Source organism: Candidatus Dechloromonas phosphoritropha, assembly GCA_016722705.1.
Lineage (GTDB): Bacteria > Pseudomonadota > Gammaproteobacteria > Burkholderiales > Rhodocyclaceae > Azonexus > Azonexus phosphoritrophus.
On the sequence record JADKGN010000004.1, the window covers coordinates 2,471,751 to 2,489,587 of the forward strand.

The following is a 17,837-nucleotide window of genomic DNA, read 5'->3' on the forward strand; positions in this document are numbered from 1 at the left end:
GGGCGCCTGCTGAGCTTCCCCCAGTATTTCGTCTGCCAAAGGGTGGGTTTCATGCTGCCAGTTTTTCCTGTTGTTGCTCACTGAGCCAGTTCTCCAGGAAGTGAATCGGCGATCTGTAGCCAAGTGTTGAATGCTGCCGTTTACGATTATAGAAGACTTCGATGTACGCGAAGCTGCTAGCCTTCATGTTGGCGTGGGTAGCGTAGCGAATGCCATGTACCCACCCGTTCTTGAAGCTGTTGAACCAGCTTTCCGTCGGCGCGTTATCCCAGCAGTTTCCCTTGCGGCTCATCGAGCAGATCATGCCGTACGCCTTGAGCTTGTCCTGAAAGTCATGGCTGGCGTACTGGCTACCCCGGTCGGAGTGGTGCATCAATCCCGTTGCTGGACGCTTGCGGAACCAGGCGATGGTCAGTGCATCGGTCACGATATCCGCAGTCATCCGCGGCTTGAGCGACCAGCCCACAACTTTGCGGTTGAACAGGTCGAGCACGATGGCCAGGTACAGCCAGCCTTCGTCAGTCCTCAGGTGGGGAATGTCAGACGTCCAGGCTTGATTGGGGGCCGGCGACGTGAAGTTTCTGCCAAGCAGATTGTCAGCAACTGGCAACCCTTCCCTTGCTGGCCGGGAAACCTCTGCTCCCCAGCTCTCGGACCATGCGCGGGCTGCCGTAGGCGCCCCTGATCTCGGCAAGAATGGCACGAATGAGCGCCAGCATCTGGAGATCGGTCAATCGCTTGCGATCCGGCTGACCACCACGCTTCCAGGCGCGATAACCGCTGACGCTGACATCCAGCACCTCACACATATCAACGAGCGGGTAGCGCATGCCTTGTTCGGCAATCCAGGCGTACTTCACAGGACATCCCTTGCGAAGTACACCGTCGCTCTTTTAGGATTTCGTTCTTCCGTTTGAGCCGCAGGTTTTCTGCTCGTAACCGGGACAACTCCGTTTCTTCTGGTGTCACCTCTCGGTTTCCCACACCTTTGAGCCAGCCTCCTGCTGACGAATTTACACAGTTACGCAACGTCTGGTCGCCCAGACCAAGCTCCTTGATCACGCGACTGATGCTCTGACCATCCTTCACCCGCTTGATTGCCAGTTCCTTGAATTCGGTCGTGTATGCCTGCTTCGGTATCTTCATTTCATGCCTACAAAAAGTGGCTTGATTTTAGGTCCGTTGCGGTCCCCCCGACGGGTTAGTGCAACATCCGTTCTGTAAATTCTTTTCCTGTTGGTTTTGCGTGGCTGTGCTGGCCGGAGCGATGAGGGCGCGTAGCGCCCGAAGCGCAGAGGACGGCACAGCCGCGCGGCGAAACATTGACCGGCTACTCCCGCAGGCGATTTCTTCGGGGCATTCTTACCCATTCCCACGAAAGAATCGACAGCATGGCACAACGCGTAGAACATCACCCTCTGGATGCCGCTTTTGCGGCGCTGCTGAACAACGGTCTGGATGGCGCCGGCGAAGCGCTGCGTATCCTGGTCAATGAGGCGAGCCGGATCGAGCGCAACTATTTTCTCAATGCCCAACCCCATGAACGTACTGCCGAACGCACCGATTACGCCAACGGCTTCAAGCCCAAAACGATGATGACCCGGGTCGGCGAACTGACCTTTGACGTCCCTCAGGTGCGCGGCGGTGGCTTCTATCCCAGCGCCCTGGAGAAAGGGTCACGGACCGAGCAGGCGCTCAATATCGCCTTGGCCGAAATGTATGTACAGGGGGTTTCCACCCGCAAGGTGATCACCGTCCTGCAAGCCTTGCTTGGGCCAGAGGTGTCGATTTCTTCGACGCAGGTGAGTCGTGCCGCCGAACAACTGGATGCCGGGTTAGCTGCCTGGCGTGAGCGGCCGCTCGATGAAACGCCTTATGTCTTTCTCGATGCCCGTTACGAGCGGGTGCGCGAAGGCGGGCAACTGGTCGATTGTGCCGTGCTGGTGGCAGTCGGCATCACGCAGACCGGGCATCGCCGGGTGCTCGGGGTTTCTGTTGCCTTGTCCGAGGCAGAGGTGCATTGGCGGGCTTTCCTGGATAGCCTGGTGCGGCGAGGACTCAAGGGCGTCAAGATGATCATCGCCGATGCGCATGCCGGTCTCAATGCGGCACGCCGCGCCACCTTGCCCAGCGTACCCTGGCAACGTTGCCAGTTCCACCTGCAACAGAACGCGCAGTCGTATGTCACACGTCTCGATCAGCGCAAACCCGTGGCGCAGCGGATTCGGGCGATCTTCAATGCGCCGGATAAAAGCGAAGCGGAGCGCCTCTTGCGTCAGGCGATCGAGGGCTGGCGGACCGAGGCGCCCAAACTTGCCCAGTGGGGCGAGGAAAATCTGCCAGAGGGCTTCGCTGTCTTTAATTGGCCAGTGGCCCAACGCGTCCGGTTGCGCACGACCAACGGCCTCGAACGCATTAACCGCGAGATCAAACGCCGTACCCGGGTGGCTTCCATCTTCCCCAACACCGCTTCCTGCCTCCGCCTCGTCTCAGCGCTCCTCGCCGAATGCGATGAGGAGTGGATGACCGGGAAAATCTATCTCAACCTCAAAGACTGAGCCCATCCCGATGGAATCGCCTGAGAACTTTTACAGAAAAAAAGTTGCACTGCCGTCGACGGCGCCAAAAGGCTCAAATTCCATTTACGATCATTTACAGTCGGTTAACCGCGCTTTACCTTGTCTGGGGGGAGTATTCGTTTTGTCGCTGGCCCCGCTCGGGGTAGCTTATTCGACGAAAGGAAAAGGACATGAAACCGATATCTCGTGGAAACATCAAGAAATTTCTCGTTGCCGCCAGCGTTGCGCTGGCTGTGCCGTTGACAGCCGTAGCGTTCGGGGGCGGTCCTGGCGGGCACGGTGGTTGCGGCGGTATGCCGGGCGGTCCGGGCATGGGTGGTGGCGAGATGATGCCGCCGCATCTGCGCGGTGTGAATCTGAGTGAGGCCCAGCGCGACAAGGTTTTCGAGATCATGCACGCTCAGGCGCCGGCGATGCGTGATAAGGCCAAGGCCCTGCAAAAGGCGGAGGCCGACCTCCGGGCGCTGGCGGCATCGCCGGACTTCAGCGAGGCCAAGGCACGTACGCTGGCCGATGCGTCAGCCAAGGCGATGGCCGATATGACGCTGGCGCGGGTCAAGACCGAGCATCAGGTTTTCGAAGTGTTGACGCCAGAGCAGCGTAAAGAAGCGGCTGAAGCAAGGTCGCAACGTGGCCGTGGCGACGGCCCACGTGGGAGGGGCGGCGACGGCCGCATGCCGCAGCCGAGCTAATCTGCCGCGTTGCTGATGAATATCCCCCTTGCCGGGACCGTTCGCGGCCCCGGCTTTTTTCGCTTTCGCCAACTCGGCTATGATCGGTGTGGCGAAATAAATGGGTGAACGATGACGACCACTGACCGTATCCTGCTGGTTGACGACGATGTCGAGCTGGCCGGCTTGTTGAGCGATTATCTAGTCCGCGACGGCTTTGCGGTAGAGACGGTGCCGGACGGCGAGTCGGGCGTCAGTGGGGCTTTGTCTGGGCGATTTTCGGTGGTAGTGCTTGATGTCATGATGCCGGGCATCGGCGGCATCGAGGCCTTGCGCCGGATTCGCGCGGCCAGCACGGTGCCGGTATTGATGCTGACCGCGCGCGGCGACGACCTCGACCGCATCGTCGGGCTTGAACTCGGGGCCGACGATTATGTGCCGAAGCCCTGCCTGCCGCGCGAACTGGCGGCGCGGTTGCGTGCCATCCTGCGCCGTAGTCGACAGGGGGGCGAAATGATTGCGCAGGCGCCGCTCGAAGTGGGTCCGCTGCAAATCATGCCGGCGCAGCGACGGGTAACGTGGGATGGCGAACCGGTTGAGCTGACGAGTACCGAATTCAATCTACTGGAAGCACTGGCGCGCAGTGCCGGACGACCGGTCAGCAAGGCCGAGCTGTCGGAACAGGCGCTCGGCCGGCCACTGGCGCGTTTCGAGCGCAGCATCGATGTGCACATGTCGAGCATTCGCCAGAAGCTGGGCCACTTGGACGATGGGCGTTCGTGCATCCAGACGGTCTATCGGCAGGGCTATCAGTTGATCCGGGAGTAGCATGGGCCGCCTATTCTGGAAATTCTTCCTGTTCATCTGGCTGCTGCAAATGGCCGCGATTGTTGGTGTGGGCGCCTACTTCTGGTTCGAGCGCCATCAGGGTGAAGCGCCCGGGGTTACGGCGCCATCGTTTGATGAACGGCCGGACGGCGCCGCGCGACCGCCGCCACGACCACCGCATCCGCACATGCGTCCGCCACGTTCGCCGCGGCTGCCGGTGGCGCCGATCCTCGGCGGGTTGATCGTCAGCCTGGTCGGCGCGCTGGCGCTGGCCTGGTATTTTGCCAAGCCGATCCGCCATTTGCGGGGTGCCTTCGACGCGGCGGCGCGCGGTGACCTCGCGGTGCGCATCGGATCGGGAATGGGCGGCCGACGCGATGAACTCGCCGATCTCGGGCGCGATTTCGATCACATGACGGAACGCCTCGGCATTCTGATGGAAAGCCAGAAACGCCTGTTGCACGATGTGTCCCACGAGATGCGGTCGCCGCTGGCGCGTTTGCAGGCGGCAATCGGTCTGGCGCGGCAACAGCCGGAACAGTTCGACAAGACGCTGGCACGAATCGAAATGGAAGGTGAGCGTCTGGACCGGCTGGTTGACGAGTTGCTGACGCTTTCCCGCCTGGAGGCCGGCGTTGCCGGTGTGCAGGAAGCGGTCGATATGCAGGAATTACTGGCCGGGATCGTCGAGGATGCCCGTTTCGAGGGCGCGCCTCGCCAAGTGAGTGTTGACTTTGTAAGCAGCGCCCTGCCCGAACTGCGGGCGAACCCGGAACTGCTGCATCGGGCCATCGAGAATGTCGTGCGTAATGCACTGCGCCACTCGCCTTCGGGCAGCGTGGTTCGCATCGTTGCGGGTGCGACCGGGAATCGACTGCGCGTGTGCATTAGCGATCAAGGAGCCGGGGTGCCGGAAGACGTGCTGGAGAAGATTTTCCGTCCGTTCTTTCGGGCCAATGACCAGACTGTGGGCGACGGCTACGGCCTTGGCCTGGCGATTGCCAAAAAGGTGATTGCTGCGGTCAACGGTCAAATTTGGGCAAAAAAAAGCGAGTCGGGCGGCCTTGTCGTCGAGATCGAGATGCCTGTTTGAGGGCCACATGCCCAAATTTTGCTAAACTTATGACGCTGCTAACAACATCTTGCAAGAGATTCCGGGAATATGGCGGCATGTGTTCCGATCGAGGTGCTGGGCCGCGAGTAAGCTCATCTCCGGGGCCGTTCGCGCTATAGTCCCGCCTTGTTTGGTTCGCCTGGGTTCGTTATGGCAAGGGCATTGGCGCGCAAAATTGACGCGTTAGCGCAGAAAATCGTCGGGTCTGGTCTGTCCAGAAGCGCAGACGAACCGCACACGCCGCTTACGCTGAATGACCGCTGACCCGCTACCGGCCATGGCGTGTCGTCCGAATTGCGCCATCGATCAGTTCGCTGAACAAGGCGGCCGGCGAACCTTGCTGACCGGAAATTGAGATGAACCCCGATGCGCTGATCGAATTCTTCCACGGACTGTCGCCGCAAAGCGTCGTCCGCTTCCCCAAGTTCTACAGCGCCGATGCCTACTTCAAGGACCCGTTCAACGAAGTGCGCAGCGTCGCGGCCGTCCAGCGCATCTTCACCCACATGTTCGAGCAGGTAGCCGAGCCGCGCTTCATCGTCACCGAGAAAGTGGTCGATAACAACGGCGCCATGTTGATCTGGACCTTCAACTTCCGGGCAGCGCGCTGGGGCGGGAGCGAGATGCAGGTCATCCGCGGCGTCTCTCATCTCAAGTTCGACGTCGCGGGTAAGGTCAATTACCACCGCGATTACTGGGACGCGGCCGAGGAGCTTTACATGAAGCTTCCCGTTCTCGGCATGCTGATGCGCGTCCTGCGCCGGCCGCTGGCGTCAGCCCCTGATCCGCAGCGTCCACTCGGCCAGCGCCTGCATCTGGACAGGATGGGCCTACTCGATGGCAGCCGCCGCCCAATGCGCCGCGCCCCCACCCCAGTGCTATCTGTGGGCCATGCTACTGGCGAGAATCTACGAGGCATTCCCTCTGCAATGCCCGATCTGCCGCGCCTCGATGCGCATCATCGCCTTGGTCAATGATCCTGCTAGCGTGAGCAAGATCGTCGACCACATCGGCGAATCCACCCAACCACCACGTATCGCCCTGGCGCGTGGGCCAGCGCTATGGGAGATGGCCATGGCGGGGGAACAGACGCGCCACGATCCGCAGTGGGATTCGTCAGCGCAGAGCGCGCCGGGGGGCGCGTTCGATCAACACACCGCCTGGCAGGTCCGGGACTGTGGGAAATCAGGACGAGCCGCCGCTCGTCAGGGGGTGACTCGTGCCTGTAGCCCGGAAAGTCGCCGTCAGCGGCTCCTCTCCGGGCTACAGGCTGTGCTGGCGGGGGAATACCGGAGGCTTTATGGGGCCGCCGGGGAGTTCCTGGCGCAAAATCGGCGATTGACTGCGGCTACCTGCGTCGAAGATACTCCCGAATGTTGCGTTGGATTTCCTACCCTTTTTAGTACAAGCCCGGCGCCATGATGCAGGAGTAAAATAGCTCCGTGCTCCTGATTCTTTAGTCACTAACCAGTTCAATCATCACAAATCATGAGAAGAATTCAGGATGCGCAAGCCATGGTTGGCACTATGTTGAAGCGGGTCAATGAGCAGGCCGCAGCGACGACTGAACGTCCCAATCGAGTGAGGTAGTAGCGATAGGTATGAGTGACTTTCTTGATCAAGCCGAGCGTACGCAGTCGGGCAAGTTGGCGCGACATGGCGGACGGAGTGAGCTTCAGATAGCTGAGAAGATCGGCACGACGCCAACCGTGAATGTTGAACTCGCCGCGTTGCATGGTTTGCAGCAAGGCTTTCTCGGCAGGATCAAAGAAGTTCACCCCTTTGACACCGGGAGCCGCCCCCAACCGTGGCATGCTCAATCGCTCCAAGTCACGCTCGCCGGCACTGGGGTCATCGAGGCTGGAGAGGAACGCCAGGTAACGTTGGTTGCAGCCGAGCAGGATGTCGCGCAGGTCGATCAGGCTATAGATTGTCTTCTTCAGGGACGCCAATTCTCGGGTGGCGTGCCTGTCCTTGTGTTCCACCTTGCGGTGGTGTTTGAAGAAACTCACGTCATTGACGGTCGTTTCGACCCGCAGTACGCGGGAGAATTTGTCATACACCTTGACGCCAGCGGCGCCCATGGTGTGCTTGATGCAGCGCCCCTCGATACGGGTGGACAACCGGGAACCGATCTCCTGGGCCAGTTGTGGCGTGACCTTCTTGCCCAGAAAGCTGGAGACGCGTTCTGCGTTGGCGGCCAAGACCGCTTGGCGCGAAATGGCGTCATACAGTGGAACCAATATCTGCTCACTACGAAACATCAGGTCGGTGGAGTATTCGACTTGGCGCAGGCTCCAGTGATACGAGGATCCAAAGACGTCAAGCACTGGGCACAACCACTGCGCATAGCGATCCAGTCGCGGGTGAAGTACGTCGGGACTGAACGCATCCGCCAGCGCCTGCGCCTGCGCGATGTCGGCGACACGCAGGAAGGCGTTGTCCTGCTGGAGGAAGTCGATCCTTTCTCGCGTCAGAGTTCTTGCCAGAGCGCTGTGACCATTACAGTAGAACTGCAACCCGAACGGTGCCCACGTCGGCACACGCAGGTAGCACAACCCCAGTTCCTCGTCGATGAAATAGAAGTAGTAGTGCAGGCACTTGCCTTGATCGGGGCGCAGGTAAGTCTTGCCACTGCCTTTGTCATGCCACGGTTTGTAGCTCGGACAGGCTTCCATGGCCGAGAGCACATGCACCAAACCCGGTGCGTCGCCGCGACCGGCGAGCACTCGCGCGACCAACTCTTCCTTGCGAATATGGCTTTTGCTGACGTGCTCGATTTCAATACCCGCCGCCAGACACACCTCCTGCGCACGCTCACGAATGCGATCTCGCAGCGGCTCGGCAAATCGCGGGTAGTCGAATACCCGAATTCCGTGCGTGTACAAATAACTCGTCATTCCTGCCGCGTAGCACGCACCAGGCAGCGTGCCGGTGATAATGATCCGGTCAAAGCACGAAAGCACGCCATGCATGTTCGTCGCGTATCGTTCCGCCAGAGCCATCGCCAACATGATCGCCTCCTCGGTCATTCGTCAGGCTTCTATCGTAATACCTGTTTGGTTCCGGCTCGTCCGGCTTAGGGTGCATAGTTTTGTACAACGTAAAGAAGGAGAATTTCGTGAAATTTCCCAGTAAGTTGTTTCTGGCATTGAGCATTACTATTGCCAACGTCGCCATCAGCCCCGTCCAAGCGGCTGATATCCCGCTGGTTACCGGCGACCAGTGGACTAAATCGACACCAGAGATACAAAAAGCCTACCTGATCGGTCTCGTCAATTTAACTCAGATCGACACCGCCTTCTCCGCGGGAAATCCGCCGACTGATGCGCAGAGTGTTCTGCCGCGCCTGGTAAAAGGAATGCAGGGTCAGACACTCGACAGCGTGCGCGAAGGGCTAAACAAGTGGTATGCCGCGAACCCTGGAAAGCTGCAACGCCCGGTCATCGAGACCATCTGGTTTGAAATGGCCGTACCCGGCCTGCAGAAGAACAAGTAACGGAGAAAAATCATGAAAAGAATTGGAATGATCATAGCCATCGTGACCATTGCCGGCGTCACAGGATGTACCGACATGACACCACGGCAGCAGGGAACGATGAGCGGTGCGGCGATCGGTGCCGCGGGCGGGGCAGGCATTGCAGCTATTTCCGGCGGCAATGCGTGGACCGGAGCGGCCATCGGCGGCGCTGCCGGTGGCGTCGCCGGCAACATCAGGGGTGGTCGACAGTAACGATACTGAACCACAGCATGACGCGCACCCGCCATTCGCCCTTGGATGCGGGTGGCGTTGTCTGGCCGGGCAGGTTCGGCTTTTGAACCAGCTAGAAATCGCCTGCGCTAGCGCAGGCGCCGGGAGTTCTTCCCTTGCCCGGCAACGTAACCGCAGCCCTGCGGATCAGTGATAGACGATCTCGACGTTTTCCGGACGCAACCAGTCGTTCAGCGCATCAAGCAATAATTCGTCAAGGCGCACTCGTGCAAAAGTGGTCGATGACAACGGCGTCATGTTGATCTGGACCTTCAACTTCCGGGCAGCGCGCTGGGGCGGGGGCGAGATGCAGGTCATCCGCGGCGTCTCCCATCTCAAATTCGACGCCGCGGGCAAGGTCAATTACCACCGCGATTACTGGGACGCAGTCGAGGAGCTTTACATGAAGCTTCCCGTTCTCGGCATGCTGATGCGCGGCCTGCGCTGGGCACTGGCGGCGCCGGTCGCTGGCGTCAGCCCCTGATCAGGCGCGTCCACTCGACCAGCGCCTGCATCTGGCTGCCGACCAGAGCCGCGATCTTTTCGTCGGTCAGGTTGCCATCGGCGTCGAAGCTGCCGGAAAATGCATTGGAGAAGACTTCCGGCTTGCACAGCAAGTGCAGGTTGAGGAAGACGCAGACTTGGCGCAGGTGATACTGGGCGCGCGAGGTGCCCATGCCGGCGCCGGCGCCCATGAGGGCAGCGGGCTTGCCGGAAAGCAGCGCGTTGTCGGGTTCGCGCGAAGCCCAGTCGAGGATGTTCTTGAGCGCTGGCGCCAGCGAGTAGTTGTATTCCGTGCAGGCGAAGATAAAGGCGTCGGCGGCGGCCATCTGCGCCAGGACGCGGGTCAAGGAGGCAGGTTTTTCCCCGATGTCGGCGTTATAGAAGGGAATGTCGGCGAGGCTGGCGATTTCCAGCGTGACGCCGGGGGGCAGGCGTGTCGCAGCGGCACGCAGCAGGCCGCGGTTGGCTGATGCGCGCCGCAGGCTGCCGGCAATGCCGAGGAATTTCAGATTGGCCATCGAAGGTCCTTTCATGTTCATGCTTGGGCGCACCAGAGCCTTGGTGTCAGGATGGCTGCCCGCCAGCCCTCCGGCGGGCAGCCAGCCAGTTCCAGACCCAGCTTCCGGTGACCTCGTGACCGGTGAGCACGTAATCGAGGTCACTCGGCCGGTAGAGCGTCAGTTCGAGATTACGGCGGGCGGCCAGCGAACTCGCGATGAGCAGTTGGTCGCCGGGGGCAAGCAGAAAGCCGTCGGGAGGCAGCAGGATCATCTCGTCTTCGCGGCGAATCAGCAGCGTGATGGCGCGCAGGGGTTGGCTGCGGTCGGTTCCGTCGCGGAGGATTTCGCCGAGCGTGATCCGCCGGCCCTGCATCAGCGCGCGATAGGCCGCCTGGGCTTCCTGAATATTCAGTTTCAGGCCCCAGATCACCGGTGCCAGGCCGTGACACAATTCCTGCAGGCGAACGACCAGGGCGTTGCTCCAGGATTCGTCGCACTCGCGGAGCAGGCCGATAAAGGCGGCGAGCATTGGCGCAGTCAGGATGGCGATGCATTCCTGAGCGACGATGCGGCTCGGAACCATCGTGTAATCGTCCCGGTAGGCTTCGAACAGCGGTGAATTGACGTGGAGGTTCTGGCGCGTCACGACAAAAAGCGACGGGTTGAGTTCGGCCGCGGTGACCGCGATCGACAGGTTGTTCACGTCGCTGTCGCTGCCGGCGATGATCCCGCAGGCACTGCCTATTCCTGCCTGGAGCAGGGATTCGGCCTCTGTTCCGTAGCCCCGGATCGAGTTCGCCGTCTCTTCGGGATTGCACAACGGGTCGATGATGGTCAATTCGATTCCGGTGGGCATCAACTGGTCGGCGATCAGGCGTCCAAAGCGACCGTAGCCGCAAAGAATCCATCGCCCGCGCGGCGGGTGGTAGATTTCCGGCAGAGGCGTTTCCGGCAGGGCGGTCACCAGTTCGATGAGGCGAAAGCGCTCCGGCGCGGTGATGGCGAGTGCCAGGTGCTCGGAGAAGCGCGCGAACGGATTGATGATGTGGTCGGTACCGAAGGAAGACATGTTGGCCGTCACCGACAGCGTTCGGCTTTGGGCAATCACGGAAATCGACGGGTTGAGGAGGCGGACCGCGATCGCGATGGCCAGGTTGGCCTGCTCGTCGCTGGTTACCGCCAGTACGGCACGGCATTTCGGATGTTTCAGGCCGGCCAGCAGCAGGTTGTCAGGAATACTGGCATCCGCCGCGAGGGCCGGCGTATCGGTCTTGAAATCCTGGAGGTCGAGTTCCTGCACGCGCAGCTCGTCCTTCTCGATCACGACGAAGGCGCGACCGGTACGATCAAGCGTCTTGCAGATCAGGTTTCCGGTCTCGCCGCAGCCGCAGACCAGGTAGAAGGGTTCCTTGAGCAGGCGAACGCGGCGACTGAAGCGGTTGGTGGTCAGCGTATTCTGAAAGCCCTTGTCCTGGAGCAGGGCGAACAGGGTGAAGAACGAATACGAATAGCCGACGACGGTCAGGTAGATGCTGACAGTAACCCACATCCGCTGGGCATCGGAAAAGGCATTGGGAACTTCACCGAAACCGATGGTGGTCGCCGTGTAGCTGATGAAATAAAAAGCGTGAAAGAAGCTGAGTGGGGCTGTTGCCTTGCCCTCGGCGTCGACGCCAGGGATCAGTGTCAGGCCGACCACCGATACCGCGTAGAGGACGATCAGGACGATAATCGGCATCCGCATGCGGCGCAGGGCGAGGAAAAAGGCGCTGTTCACGCGGAGCTCCGGGTGCCGGCCGCTGCATTCATGGACTTAGCGGCGCAGCATCACGGTTTCGATGATGAGGATGATGACTGAGACGATATTGGCGAACAGTGCGCCGCCGGACAGCGAGACGACGCCGGACATGACCGACGGCGTCATGCCATCGCCGGTGACATGCACCGCCACTGCCCAGGTGATCGTCGCGGCGATCAGTTGCAGGTCGGCGACCAGGCTGGTGGACAGGTGAATGGCACCGATCTGCGTGCGGTCGCCGAACTTGAGCGCGGTGGTGATCAGGCTGACGACGAGCGCGGCCGCCAGTTCGTAGATGTGATGCAGTTCTGGGCGGTCTATGTCGCCGATGAAGAAACCGAAGTTGAGCGTCGCCGCCAGAACAATGAAGAAGCCAAAAATTACCTTTTCCAGATTCATCGCTGCCGCTCCCTGGCTTGTTGCCGTCCGTGTTTAACGATTCTCGACCGGCGCTTCCGACGCCGCTGGCGCCGCTGGCGCCGGGGCCGAAGTTCCCAAGGTGGGCATGGTGGTCAGGCGCTTGATCTCGGCGTCGCTCCTCACATCCATGACATTGACGACCTTGCGCACACCCTCGGTGGTGCGGGCGATGGTGACGGCAACCTTGGCTTCACGGTCGGTGACGATGCCCATCAGATAGGTGATGCCGGATTCGGTGACGACCTTGACATGGGTCGCCGACAGGTTCTTCTCGTCGACCAGTCGGGCCTTGACCTTTGACGTGATGTAACTGTCGTTGCTGCGTACCGAGAGCGAGGAGGCGGGACCGACGACAGTCTCGTTGATCACCTCCTTGACGCCGAGAATCCTGGCCGCGTGCTCGCCGATGGCGGCCTTCGCTTCCTCGCTGGGAACCTCGCCGGTGATCAACAGGCGCTTGTTGAAGGCGGTGAAATTGAGATGGGATGCCGCGGTGTAGCTCTCGGGAACGCTTTGTGCCGCTTTCCACTCGATGCCTTCGTCATCCGCCTGGACTCCCGTCGAGCGGCGGTCCTGCGCCGACATCAGTCCGACCGTGGCGCCGGTGGCGATGACCGCCGGCACGCAACCTTCGAGGAGGGGCAGAGCCACGACCAGGGCGGTGATGGCGAGGGTGAGTTTGAGATTTCTCATTGTTCGACTCCAAGAAGCAACGCGTCGATGCCATCGCACAGGCAATGGATGACGAGCAGGTGGGTTTCCTGAATTCGCGCCGTCCGGTCGGCCGGCACGCAAAGATGTATATCGTCGTCGCGCAGCATTTCGCCGACCTGGCCGCCGCCCCTGCCGGTGAGCGCGACGACGGGCATGGCGGCTTCGTGCGCCGAGCGGATCGCCTCGATCACGTTGCCCGAGTTGCCCGAAGTGGAGATCGCCAGCAGGACGTCGCCAGCGTGGCCGAGCGCTCGCACCTGCCGGGCGAAAATCTGGTTGAAGGAGTAGTCGTTGCCGACGGCGGTCAGGATCGACGTGTCGGTGGTCAGCGCGATTGCCGCCAGTTCCTGACGCTCGACCTCGAAACGACCGACCAGCTCGGCGGCAAAGTGCTGCGCGTCGGCAGCCGAACCGCCATTGCCGCAAGCAAGGATCTTGCCGCCGTTGATCAGGCAAGCGGTCAGCGCCTCGATGGCGCCGGCGACCGGCGCCGCCATCGCCTCAACAGCATTGAGCTTGGTCTGGGCGCTATCTTCGAAATGCCTGGCGACACGGGCTATCAGATCCATTTTCTGCGGTGGCTTTTTTGAGCGGGCAATTCAGTCATTCTACATCACAGTTCGACGAAGACCTCGAACTCGACCCGCCGCCAGGGATTGGCGTGTTCGGTCAACTTCGCGATGCGCGCCATGAGTTTGTCGCCCTGATCCATCGCTGCCGCCAGTGCGCGGTTCTCGGCGCGCGGCACGTAGCCGAGCTTGTAGCCGTGCCACTCGACGCGAATGGCATGCCGGTCGTGGTGGTTGTCGGGTTCGCGGATCAGGTCGAGACGATCACCGACCGCCATCTGCCGCCACTGCTCGCCGACCGCGTAATACTGGCTGCCGGCCAGCGGCGAACTCTGGACCAGGACGCGAATGCTTTCCGCCTGCGCCGTCGCCAGCCACAGAACCAGGCTAATCGTCAGCAGCAAACGCATCACGGATCCATTTAAGTTGGTCGCCATCGATCAGCACGCAGTCGAAGCGGCAGTCGCATTCCACCTTGCCCGCCAGATAGTGCCGCGCGGCGAGGACGATGCGCTGGCGCTTGCCTGCGGTGATGCTCGCTGCGGCGCCACCGAAATTGTCGCGGCCGCGCAGTCTGACCTCGACGAAGACCAGCGTCCCGCCGTCACGACAGATCAGGTCGATCTCGCCGCCACGAACGCGAAAATTGCGCTCAATCACGCGTAGACCGCAGCGTTCCAGATAACGTGCTGCCTGCTCCTCGGCTTCGCGGCCGCGCGCCGTGGTGGTATCGTTGGACTTTGCCTGCATGCCTGTGAAGATGATGGAAAAATTGGCCGCATTGTATGTCGTCCCGACCCCGCTCGGGAACCTCGCCGACCTGACCCGCCGCGCTGAGGAAATCCTGCGCGGCGTGCCCTGGGTCGCCGCCGAGGACACCCGCCACAGTGGCCCCCTGCTCAAGCAGCTTGGTTCGCGGGCGCGCCGGCTGCCCGCCCACCGGCACAACGAACACGAAGCAGCCGCCCGCATCGTCGAGCGGCTTCAGGCCGGTGAGGAGGTGGCGCTTATCGCCGACGCCGGCACGCCCGGGATCTCCGACCCCGGCGCCCGCATCGTCGCCGCCGTGCGCGCCGCCGGCTACCGGGTGATCCCGCTGCCCGGTCCGTGCGCGGCGACCACGGCCCTCTCCGCGTCCGGCCTGCTCGACGAGCATTTCCTGTTCCATGGCTTCCTGCCGAGCAAGGCCGGCCAGCGCCGCCAGGCCATCGAGGCATTGCGCGAATACCCGTGTGCGCTGGTTTTTTACGAAGCCCCGCATCGCATCCTCGAAGCAGTCGCCGACCTGGCCGCCGTGCTCGGCGAACGCACCCTGGTCATCGCCCGCGAGCTGACCAAGCTGTTCGAATCCATTCATTCCGGGCCGTTGACCGCGGCGCTCGACTGGCTGAAACAGGATCCCAACCGCCAGCGCGGCGAATTCGTTCTGATCGTTTCCGGCGCCCCGGCGCGGGGCAATGACGGCGAGGGCGAGCGCGTGTTGAAGCTGCTGCTGGCCGAGGGTCTGCCGGTGAAGCAGGCGGCCCGCCTGGCGGCGGCGATCAGTGGGGCGGCAAAGAATGCGCTGTATGAGTATGCCCTGGCGCTGAAGGAGCGCGGGTCGTCATCCACGGCTGCCTGATGTCCGGTCGATAGGGGCATGGCGCTTTGCGGGTTGGGGCCATGAATTGCTTCATCGCAGGCGAGAGTCCGACGCGGAGCCCATTGCTCGCGGAATACCGCGACGACCATCCACTTCAGGAGCGTAGTCCCTGTTGGTTGCATATCCGGGTGGCCAGATGGAGGGACGGCCTGGTTTCCCGCGCGCGCGAAAGCATATCCGCTTCCCTGTTTCCGCCAAGTGGTGGGCCATAAGTCACACGCATTGCTGGTGGGGCTGGGTGACCAACACGGTATCCAATGCGGAACGGAGTGATCCGGAATCGAATGGCCCTTTCGCGAATTCGTAATGGCGTAACCCTCGGTCGGTGGGCAAGGGCGTATCAACGGCGATTCAAAACCGACACAGAATTCCTTCTATCAGCGATTTAAAGCTGATACACCCCCAAGTTCTGACCTTGCGCGGCATAGGGAGGCGCTGATTAATTCCTTTTTCGCGTCGAGCACGCAACGTAAGCTATTGATTGCAATGGGGCAGGAATTTCGCAAACCGATTAAATCAGCGCTTCCATAGGTGTCTTGGAGGGCGGACCGAGGCCCAACCGGAAAGATGCCTATGCCGTGCGGCGCTCAATCGGTGGCCTCCGCTTTTCTGATCTGAACCATGCTGGCCTGGCGTTGATGCTTGAGCCAGTAACTTTCTCCGGCAATCGGCAAGCTGTGGGCATGGGTGCAGCAGGCGATCCGGTAGCGCCGCGGTCAGCGTGGCATCCTGCGTAAAGGTCGCATCCCATTGCCCAAACGGCAGATTGCAGGTGACGATCAACGAACCCCGCTCGTCCCCCAACGGGACTTCCTTCGGGACGTAGCGGGCGGCAATGAGCTGGAAGAACAGATTAGCCTGCTCGCGGGTCATCGGCAGTTAACCATTGAAGCGTTCGACCTTACCCTTGGTGCGCGCACGATAGGCCGAGTTTGACACTTTCGAGGCAAACGTCCGCCGCCCAGGTGGCCTCAGGCATCGACAACGAGCATGCGGGGGCGGGTTTTCAGGCTCATTCAGTACTACTTTCAAGATCGACCATGACTGAAACGCAGGACTCACCGCGGAAGTGGTCTTGAATTTCCTATCCTTATCCTTTTGGTTGCCAGAAGGCATTCTTGAGTTACCATGTTCGATGAGTGGTTTTCCTCCTGGCCTGCGACACGCCAGCCACTTGTTTGCTGTTCAATAACTGACAAGGAGACTTTCGATGTTGCGTCAATTAGCTGTGGTTTCAGCACTCGCTTTTTTCGGATCAGTCGGTACCGCTGCGGCAGCGGAATATGGCACGCCCGCCGAAGCCAAAGCCATGCTCGAAAAGGCCGCGGTAGCGGTAAAAGCCGACAAGGCGAAGGCGCTGGTGATGTTCACCAAGGGTGAGGGTGGCTTCAAGGATCGCGACCTGTACCCCTATTGCGGTGGTCCGGATGGCAACTTCACTGCCCATCCAACCCTCGTCGGCAAGAGTCTGAAGGACCTCAAGGACAAGGCTGGAAAGCCCTTGGGTGAGGAAGTCTATGCCGCAGCCAAGGTGGGATCGATTGCCGAGGTTACCTACATGTGGCCGCGCCCGGGTCAGACCGATCCGGTGGTCAAGGTGGCTTTCGTGACCAAGATCGGCGACCAGGTCTGTGCGGTCGGCTATTACAAGTAGTGATTTGGCGGTAGCGCCGGTCGGGCACCCTGCTGGCCGGCGCTGGAACCAGGAAAAAACCCTGCAACAGCGGGGTTTTTTTTGCTCCGGTACAGCGTTGGCTGGCGGCTTGGCTGCTGTTCTCAGCAGTCCTTCCAGGAAATCGCTGTAAGCCGCTTCCTGGCTGGCGACGGTCTAGCCTTGGGCAATGAACGGCAGGTTCAGCGTTGCGCACAGCGACAGCATTCTTTCGTGTTAAAGATTCATGGCCTCATCTCCGCGCCAGTACGGCACTGCGCCAGAAATTGCTGATAGACGGCCAGCGGATGCTGAGCTTCCCTCGAAAATTAGTGTGCCAAGGGTGACCTAGAATTGAGTCACTTTTGGAAGGCATGAAATGAAGATACCGAAGCAGGCATACACGACGGAGTTCAAGGAACTGGCGGTCAACAAAGTCAGCATCGCCGCCATACCTGCCAGCGCTCGCGCCCGGAAAACGTGGGAATCGAGTCGTCGACCGCGGCATCCTCGATGCGCTCAAAGTTCGGGGTCAGGAGTTCGTCGAGTTGATCCGGCAGGATGCCGAAGGGCGGACCCTTGGCCTGGTCGCAGATGAAGAAGTATCCAGCGAGCAGGCCGCCCGCCGGCAGCAGATCGGCGACGCGCCGGCCCCAGTCGGTCCACAGCTTGCGCGGCAGGGCGCAGAGGAAGGCGCGTTCGTAGATCAACTGTATCGGGCGCGGCGGCGCGAAGCTGAAAAAATCGGCACAGACGAGGTCGACCGCGGCAGTGCCGAGGACCGAACGGGCAGTGGCGACGGCAACCGGCGAGAAGTCCAGCGCCGTCACCGGCCAGCCGCATCCGGCCAGGCAAGCGGCTTCCCAGGCACTGCCGCAGCCGGGGATCAGGGTGGTCAGCGGCTCCGGCTGGTGGCCGACGAAATCGGCGAAATTGGCGGGCACCTTGCCGGCATCCCAGGGGGTGACGCCTTCCCCGAAGCGCTTGCACCAGAAGTCCGGATGCTCCGGGCGCTGGTCGTCGGGTTTGATCCGGGTAGAAGAGGGCGGCGAATCGCTCATGTTAAGATTGCCTCCTTTGAAACCCTTGTTGCGTG

General features: G+C 61.1%; 19 protein-coding genes and 2 pseudogenes. 10 read left to right on the top strand and 11 right to left on the bottom strand.

Annotated features, from left to right (window positions below; translation table 11 throughout):
- Positions 1 to 49: 49 nt before the first annotated feature.
- Positions 50 to 1,146, bottom strand: a pseudogene (locus IPP03_17675) (IS3 family transposase).
- Between the two features lie 245 nt (positions 1,147 to 1,391).
- Between IPP03_17675 and IPP03_17680 the strand changes: the two are divergent.
- The 5 genes from IPP03_17680 (at position 1,392) to IPP03_17700 (ending at position 6,169) form a co-directional block, all read left to right on the top strand.
- Positions 1,392 to 2,558 (top strand): IS256 family transposase, encoded by a 1,167-nt coding sequence (locus IPP03_17680; GenBank protein MBL0354387.1) that lies wholly within the window; start codon positions 1,392 to 1,394, stop codon positions 2,556 to 2,558.
- A 191-nt stretch (positions 2,559 to 2,749) separates the two neighbouring features.
- Positions 2,750 to 3,271, top strand: coding sequence for a Spy/CpxP family protein refolding chaperone (locus tag IPP03_17685; protein MBL0354388.1), 522 nt, complete (start codon positions 2,750 to 2,752; stop codon positions 3,269 to 3,271).
- A gap of 111 nt (positions 3,272 to 3,382) precedes the next feature.
- Positions 3,383 to 4,078, top strand: coding sequence for a response regulator transcription factor (locus tag IPP03_17690; GenBank protein MBL0354389.1), 696 nt, complete (start codon positions 3,383 to 3,385; stop codon positions 4,076 to 4,078).
- Position 4,079: 1 nt separating this feature from the next.
- The gene (locus IPP03_17695; protein ID MBL0354390.1) at positions 4,080 to 5,171 is read left to right on the top strand and encodes a HAMP domain-containing protein; all 1,092 of its coding nucleotides are present in this window, start codon (positions 4,080 to 4,082) and stop codon (positions 5,169 to 5,171) included.
- Positions 5,172 to 5,548: 377 nt separating this feature from the next.
- The gene (locus IPP03_17700) at positions 5,549 to 6,169 is read left to right on the top strand and encodes a nuclear transport factor 2 family protein (protein ID MBL0354391.1); all 621 of its coding nucleotides are present in this window, start codon (positions 5,549 to 5,551) and stop codon (positions 6,167 to 6,169) included.
- 522 nt (positions 6,170 to 6,691) lie between these two features.
- On the opposite strand, the gene IPP03_17705 is transcribed toward IPP03_17700, so the two are convergent.
- Positions 6,692 to 8,224: a MarR family transcriptional regulator gene (locus IPP03_17705; protein ID MBL0354392.1), complete on the bottom strand. Its 1,533-nt coding sequence runs from the start codon at positions 8,222 to 8,224 to the stop codon at positions 6,692 to 6,694.
- 113 nt (positions 8,225 to 8,337) lie between these two features.
- Between IPP03_17705 and IPP03_17710 the strand changes: the two genes are divergently transcribed.
- From IPP03_17710 to IPP03_17720, 3 genes are all read left to right on the top strand, one after another.
- Positions 8,338 to 8,691, top strand: coding sequence for a hypothetical protein (locus tag IPP03_17710; protein MBL0354393.1), 354 nt, complete (start codon positions 8,338 to 8,340; stop codon positions 8,689 to 8,691).
- A 12-nt stretch (positions 8,692 to 8,703) separates the two neighbouring features.
- The gene (locus IPP03_17715; GenBank protein ID MBL0354394.1) at positions 8,704 to 8,925 is read left to right on the top strand and encodes a hypothetical protein; all 222 of its coding nucleotides are present in this window, start codon (positions 8,704 to 8,706) and stop codon (positions 8,923 to 8,925) included.
- 274 nt (positions 8,926 to 9,199) lie between these two features.
- On the top strand, positions 9,200 to 9,427 hold the full coding sequence (locus IPP03_17720; protein ID MBL0354395.1) for a hypothetical protein: 228 nt from the start codon (positions 9,200 to 9,202) through the stop codon (positions 9,425 to 9,427).
- Here IPP03_17720 and IPP03_17725 read toward each other — a convergent pair.
- From IPP03_17725 to IPP03_17755, 7 genes are read right to left on the bottom strand one after another with little or no spacing between them, the layout of a single operon-like run.
- Positions 9,417 to 9,965 (bottom strand): NAD(P)H-dependent oxidoreductase, encoded by a 549-nt coding sequence (locus IPP03_17725; GenBank protein MBL0354396.1) that lies wholly within the window; start codon positions 9,963 to 9,965, stop codon positions 9,417 to 9,419. The genes IPP03_17720 and IPP03_17725 overlap by 11 nt on opposite strands.
- Positions 9,966 to 10,011: 46 nt before the next feature.
- The gene (locus tag IPP03_17730; protein MBL0354397.1) at positions 10,012 to 11,724 is read right to left on the bottom strand and encodes a potassium channel protein; all 1,713 of its coding nucleotides are present in this window, start codon (positions 11,722 to 11,724) and stop codon (positions 10,012 to 10,014) included.
- Positions 11,725 to 11,760: 36 nt separating this feature from the next.
- A complete protein-coding gene (locus IPP03_17735; GenBank protein ID MBL0354398.1) occupies positions 11,761 to 12,144 on the bottom strand; it encodes a hypothetical protein in 384 nt (127 codons plus the stop codon).
- Positions 12,145 to 12,177: 33 nt separating this feature from the next.
- Positions 12,178 to 12,858 carry a BON domain-containing protein gene (locus IPP03_17740; protein MBL0354399.1) on the bottom strand — a complete coding sequence of 227 codons (681 nt, stop codon included), beginning with the start codon at positions 12,856 to 12,858 and terminating at the stop codon, positions 12,178 to 12,180.
- Positions 12,855 to 13,448 (bottom strand): phosphoheptose isomerase, encoded by a 594-nt coding sequence (locus tag IPP03_17745; protein ID MBL0354400.1) that lies wholly within the window; start codon positions 13,446 to 13,448, stop codon positions 12,855 to 12,857. The genes IPP03_17740 and IPP03_17745 overlap by 4 nt, the downstream gene beginning before the upstream one ends.
- Positions 13,449 to 13,492: 44 nt before the next feature.
- The gene (locus tag IPP03_17750) at positions 13,493 to 13,858 is read right to left on the bottom strand and encodes an HIRAN domain-containing protein (protein ID MBL0354401.1); all 366 of its coding nucleotides are present in this window, start codon (positions 13,856 to 13,858) and stop codon (positions 13,493 to 13,495) included.
- Positions 13,836 to 14,198: a YraN family protein gene (locus IPP03_17755; GenBank protein MBL0354402.1), complete on the bottom strand. Its 363-nt coding sequence runs from the start codon at positions 14,196 to 14,198 to the stop codon at positions 13,836 to 13,838. Before IPP03_17755 ends, IPP03_17750 begins: the two co-directional genes overlap by 23 nt.
- A gap of 10 nt (positions 14,199 to 14,208) precedes the next feature.
- On the opposite strand from IPP03_17755, the gene rsmI reads away from it, so the two are divergent.
- A complete protein-coding gene (gene rsmI, locus IPP03_17760) occupies positions 14,209 to 15,069 on the top strand; it encodes a 16S rRNA (cytidine(1402)-2'-O)-methyltransferase (GenBank protein ID MBL0354403.1) in 861 nt (286 codons plus the stop codon).
- Positions 15,070 to 15,677: 608 nt separating this feature from the next.
- On the opposite strand, the pseudogene IPP03_17765 reads toward rsmI, so the two are convergent.
- Positions 15,678 to 15,975, bottom strand: a pseudogene (locus IPP03_17765) (ATP-binding protein).
- Between the two features lie 325 nt (positions 15,976 to 16,300).
- On the opposite strand from IPP03_17765, the gene IPP03_17770 reads away from it, so the two are divergent.
- A complete protein-coding gene (locus IPP03_17770) occupies positions 16,301 to 16,744 on the top strand; it encodes a cache domain-containing protein (protein MBL0354404.1) in 444 nt (147 codons plus the stop codon).
- A gap of 434 nt (positions 16,745 to 17,178) precedes the next feature.
- Here the strand turns inward: IPP03_17770 and IPP03_17775 are convergent, their stop codons facing one another.
- Positions 17,179 to 17,802 (bottom strand): SAM-dependent methyltransferase, encoded by a 624-nt coding sequence (locus IPP03_17775; protein MBL0354405.1) that lies wholly within the window; start codon positions 17,800 to 17,802, stop codon positions 17,179 to 17,181.
- Between the last annotated feature and the right edge of the window lie 35 nt (positions 17,803 to 17,837).

Coding starts and splice junctions, on each gene's coding strand:
- IPP03_17680 (MBL0354387.1), top strand. CDS start 1,392: ATGGCACAACGCGTAGAACATCACCCTCTGGATGCCGCTTTTGCGGCG.
- IPP03_17685 (MBL0354388.1), top strand. CDS start 2,750: ATGAAACCGATATCTCGTGGAAACATCAAGAAATTTCTCGTTGCCGCC.
- IPP03_17690 (MBL0354389.1), top strand. CDS start 3,383: ATGACGACCACTGACCGTATCCTGCTGGTTGACGACGATGTCGAGCTG.
- IPP03_17695 (MBL0354390.1), top strand. CDS start 4,080: ATGGGCCGCCTATTCTGGAAATTCTTCCTGTTCATCTGGCTGCTGCAA.
- IPP03_17700 (MBL0354391.1), top strand. CDS start 5,549: ATGAACCCCGATGCGCTGATCGAATTCTTCCACGGACTGTCGCCGCAA.
- IPP03_17705 (MBL0354392.1), bottom strand. CDS start 8,224: ATGACCGAGGAGGCGATCATGTTGGCGATGGCTCTGGCGGAACGATAC.
- IPP03_17715 (MBL0354394.1), top strand. CDS start 8,704: ATGAAAAGAATTGGAATGATCATAGCCATCGTGACCATTGCCGGCGTC.
- IPP03_17720 (MBL0354395.1), top strand. CDS start 9,200: ATGTTGATCTGGACCTTCAACTTCCGGGCAGCGCGCTGGGGCGGGGGC.
- IPP03_17725 (MBL0354396.1), bottom strand. CDS start 9,965: ATGGCCAATCTGAAATTCCTCGGCATTGCCGGCAGCCTGCGGCGCGCA.
- IPP03_17735 (MBL0354398.1), bottom strand. CDS start 12,144: ATGAATCTGGAAAAGGTAATTTTTGGCTTCTTCATTGTTCTGGCGGCG.
- IPP03_17740 (MBL0354399.1), bottom strand. CDS start 12,858: ATGAGAAATCTCAAACTCACCCTCGCCATCACCGCCCTGGTCGTGGCT.
- IPP03_17745 (MBL0354400.1), bottom strand. CDS start 13,448: ATGGATCTGATAGCCCGTGTCGCCAGGCATTTCGAAGATAGCGCCCAG.
- IPP03_17750 (MBL0354401.1), bottom strand. CDS start 13,858: ATGCGTTTGCTGCTGACGATTAGCCTGGTTCTGTGGCTGGCGACGGCG.
- IPP03_17755 (MBL0354402.1), bottom strand. CDS start 14,198: ATGCAGGCAAAGTCCAACGATACCACCACGGCGCGCGGCCGCGAAGCC.
- rsmI (MBL0354403.1), top strand. CDS start 14,209: ATGATGGAAAAATTGGCCGCATTGTATGTCGTCCCGACCCCGCTCGGG.
- IPP03_17770 (MBL0354404.1), top strand. CDS start 16,301: ATGTTGCGTCAATTAGCTGTGGTTTCAGCACTCGCTTTTTTCGGATCA.
- IPP03_17775 (MBL0354405.1), bottom strand. CDS start 17,802: ATGAGCGATTCGCCGCCCTCTTCTACCCGGATCAAACCCGACGACCAG.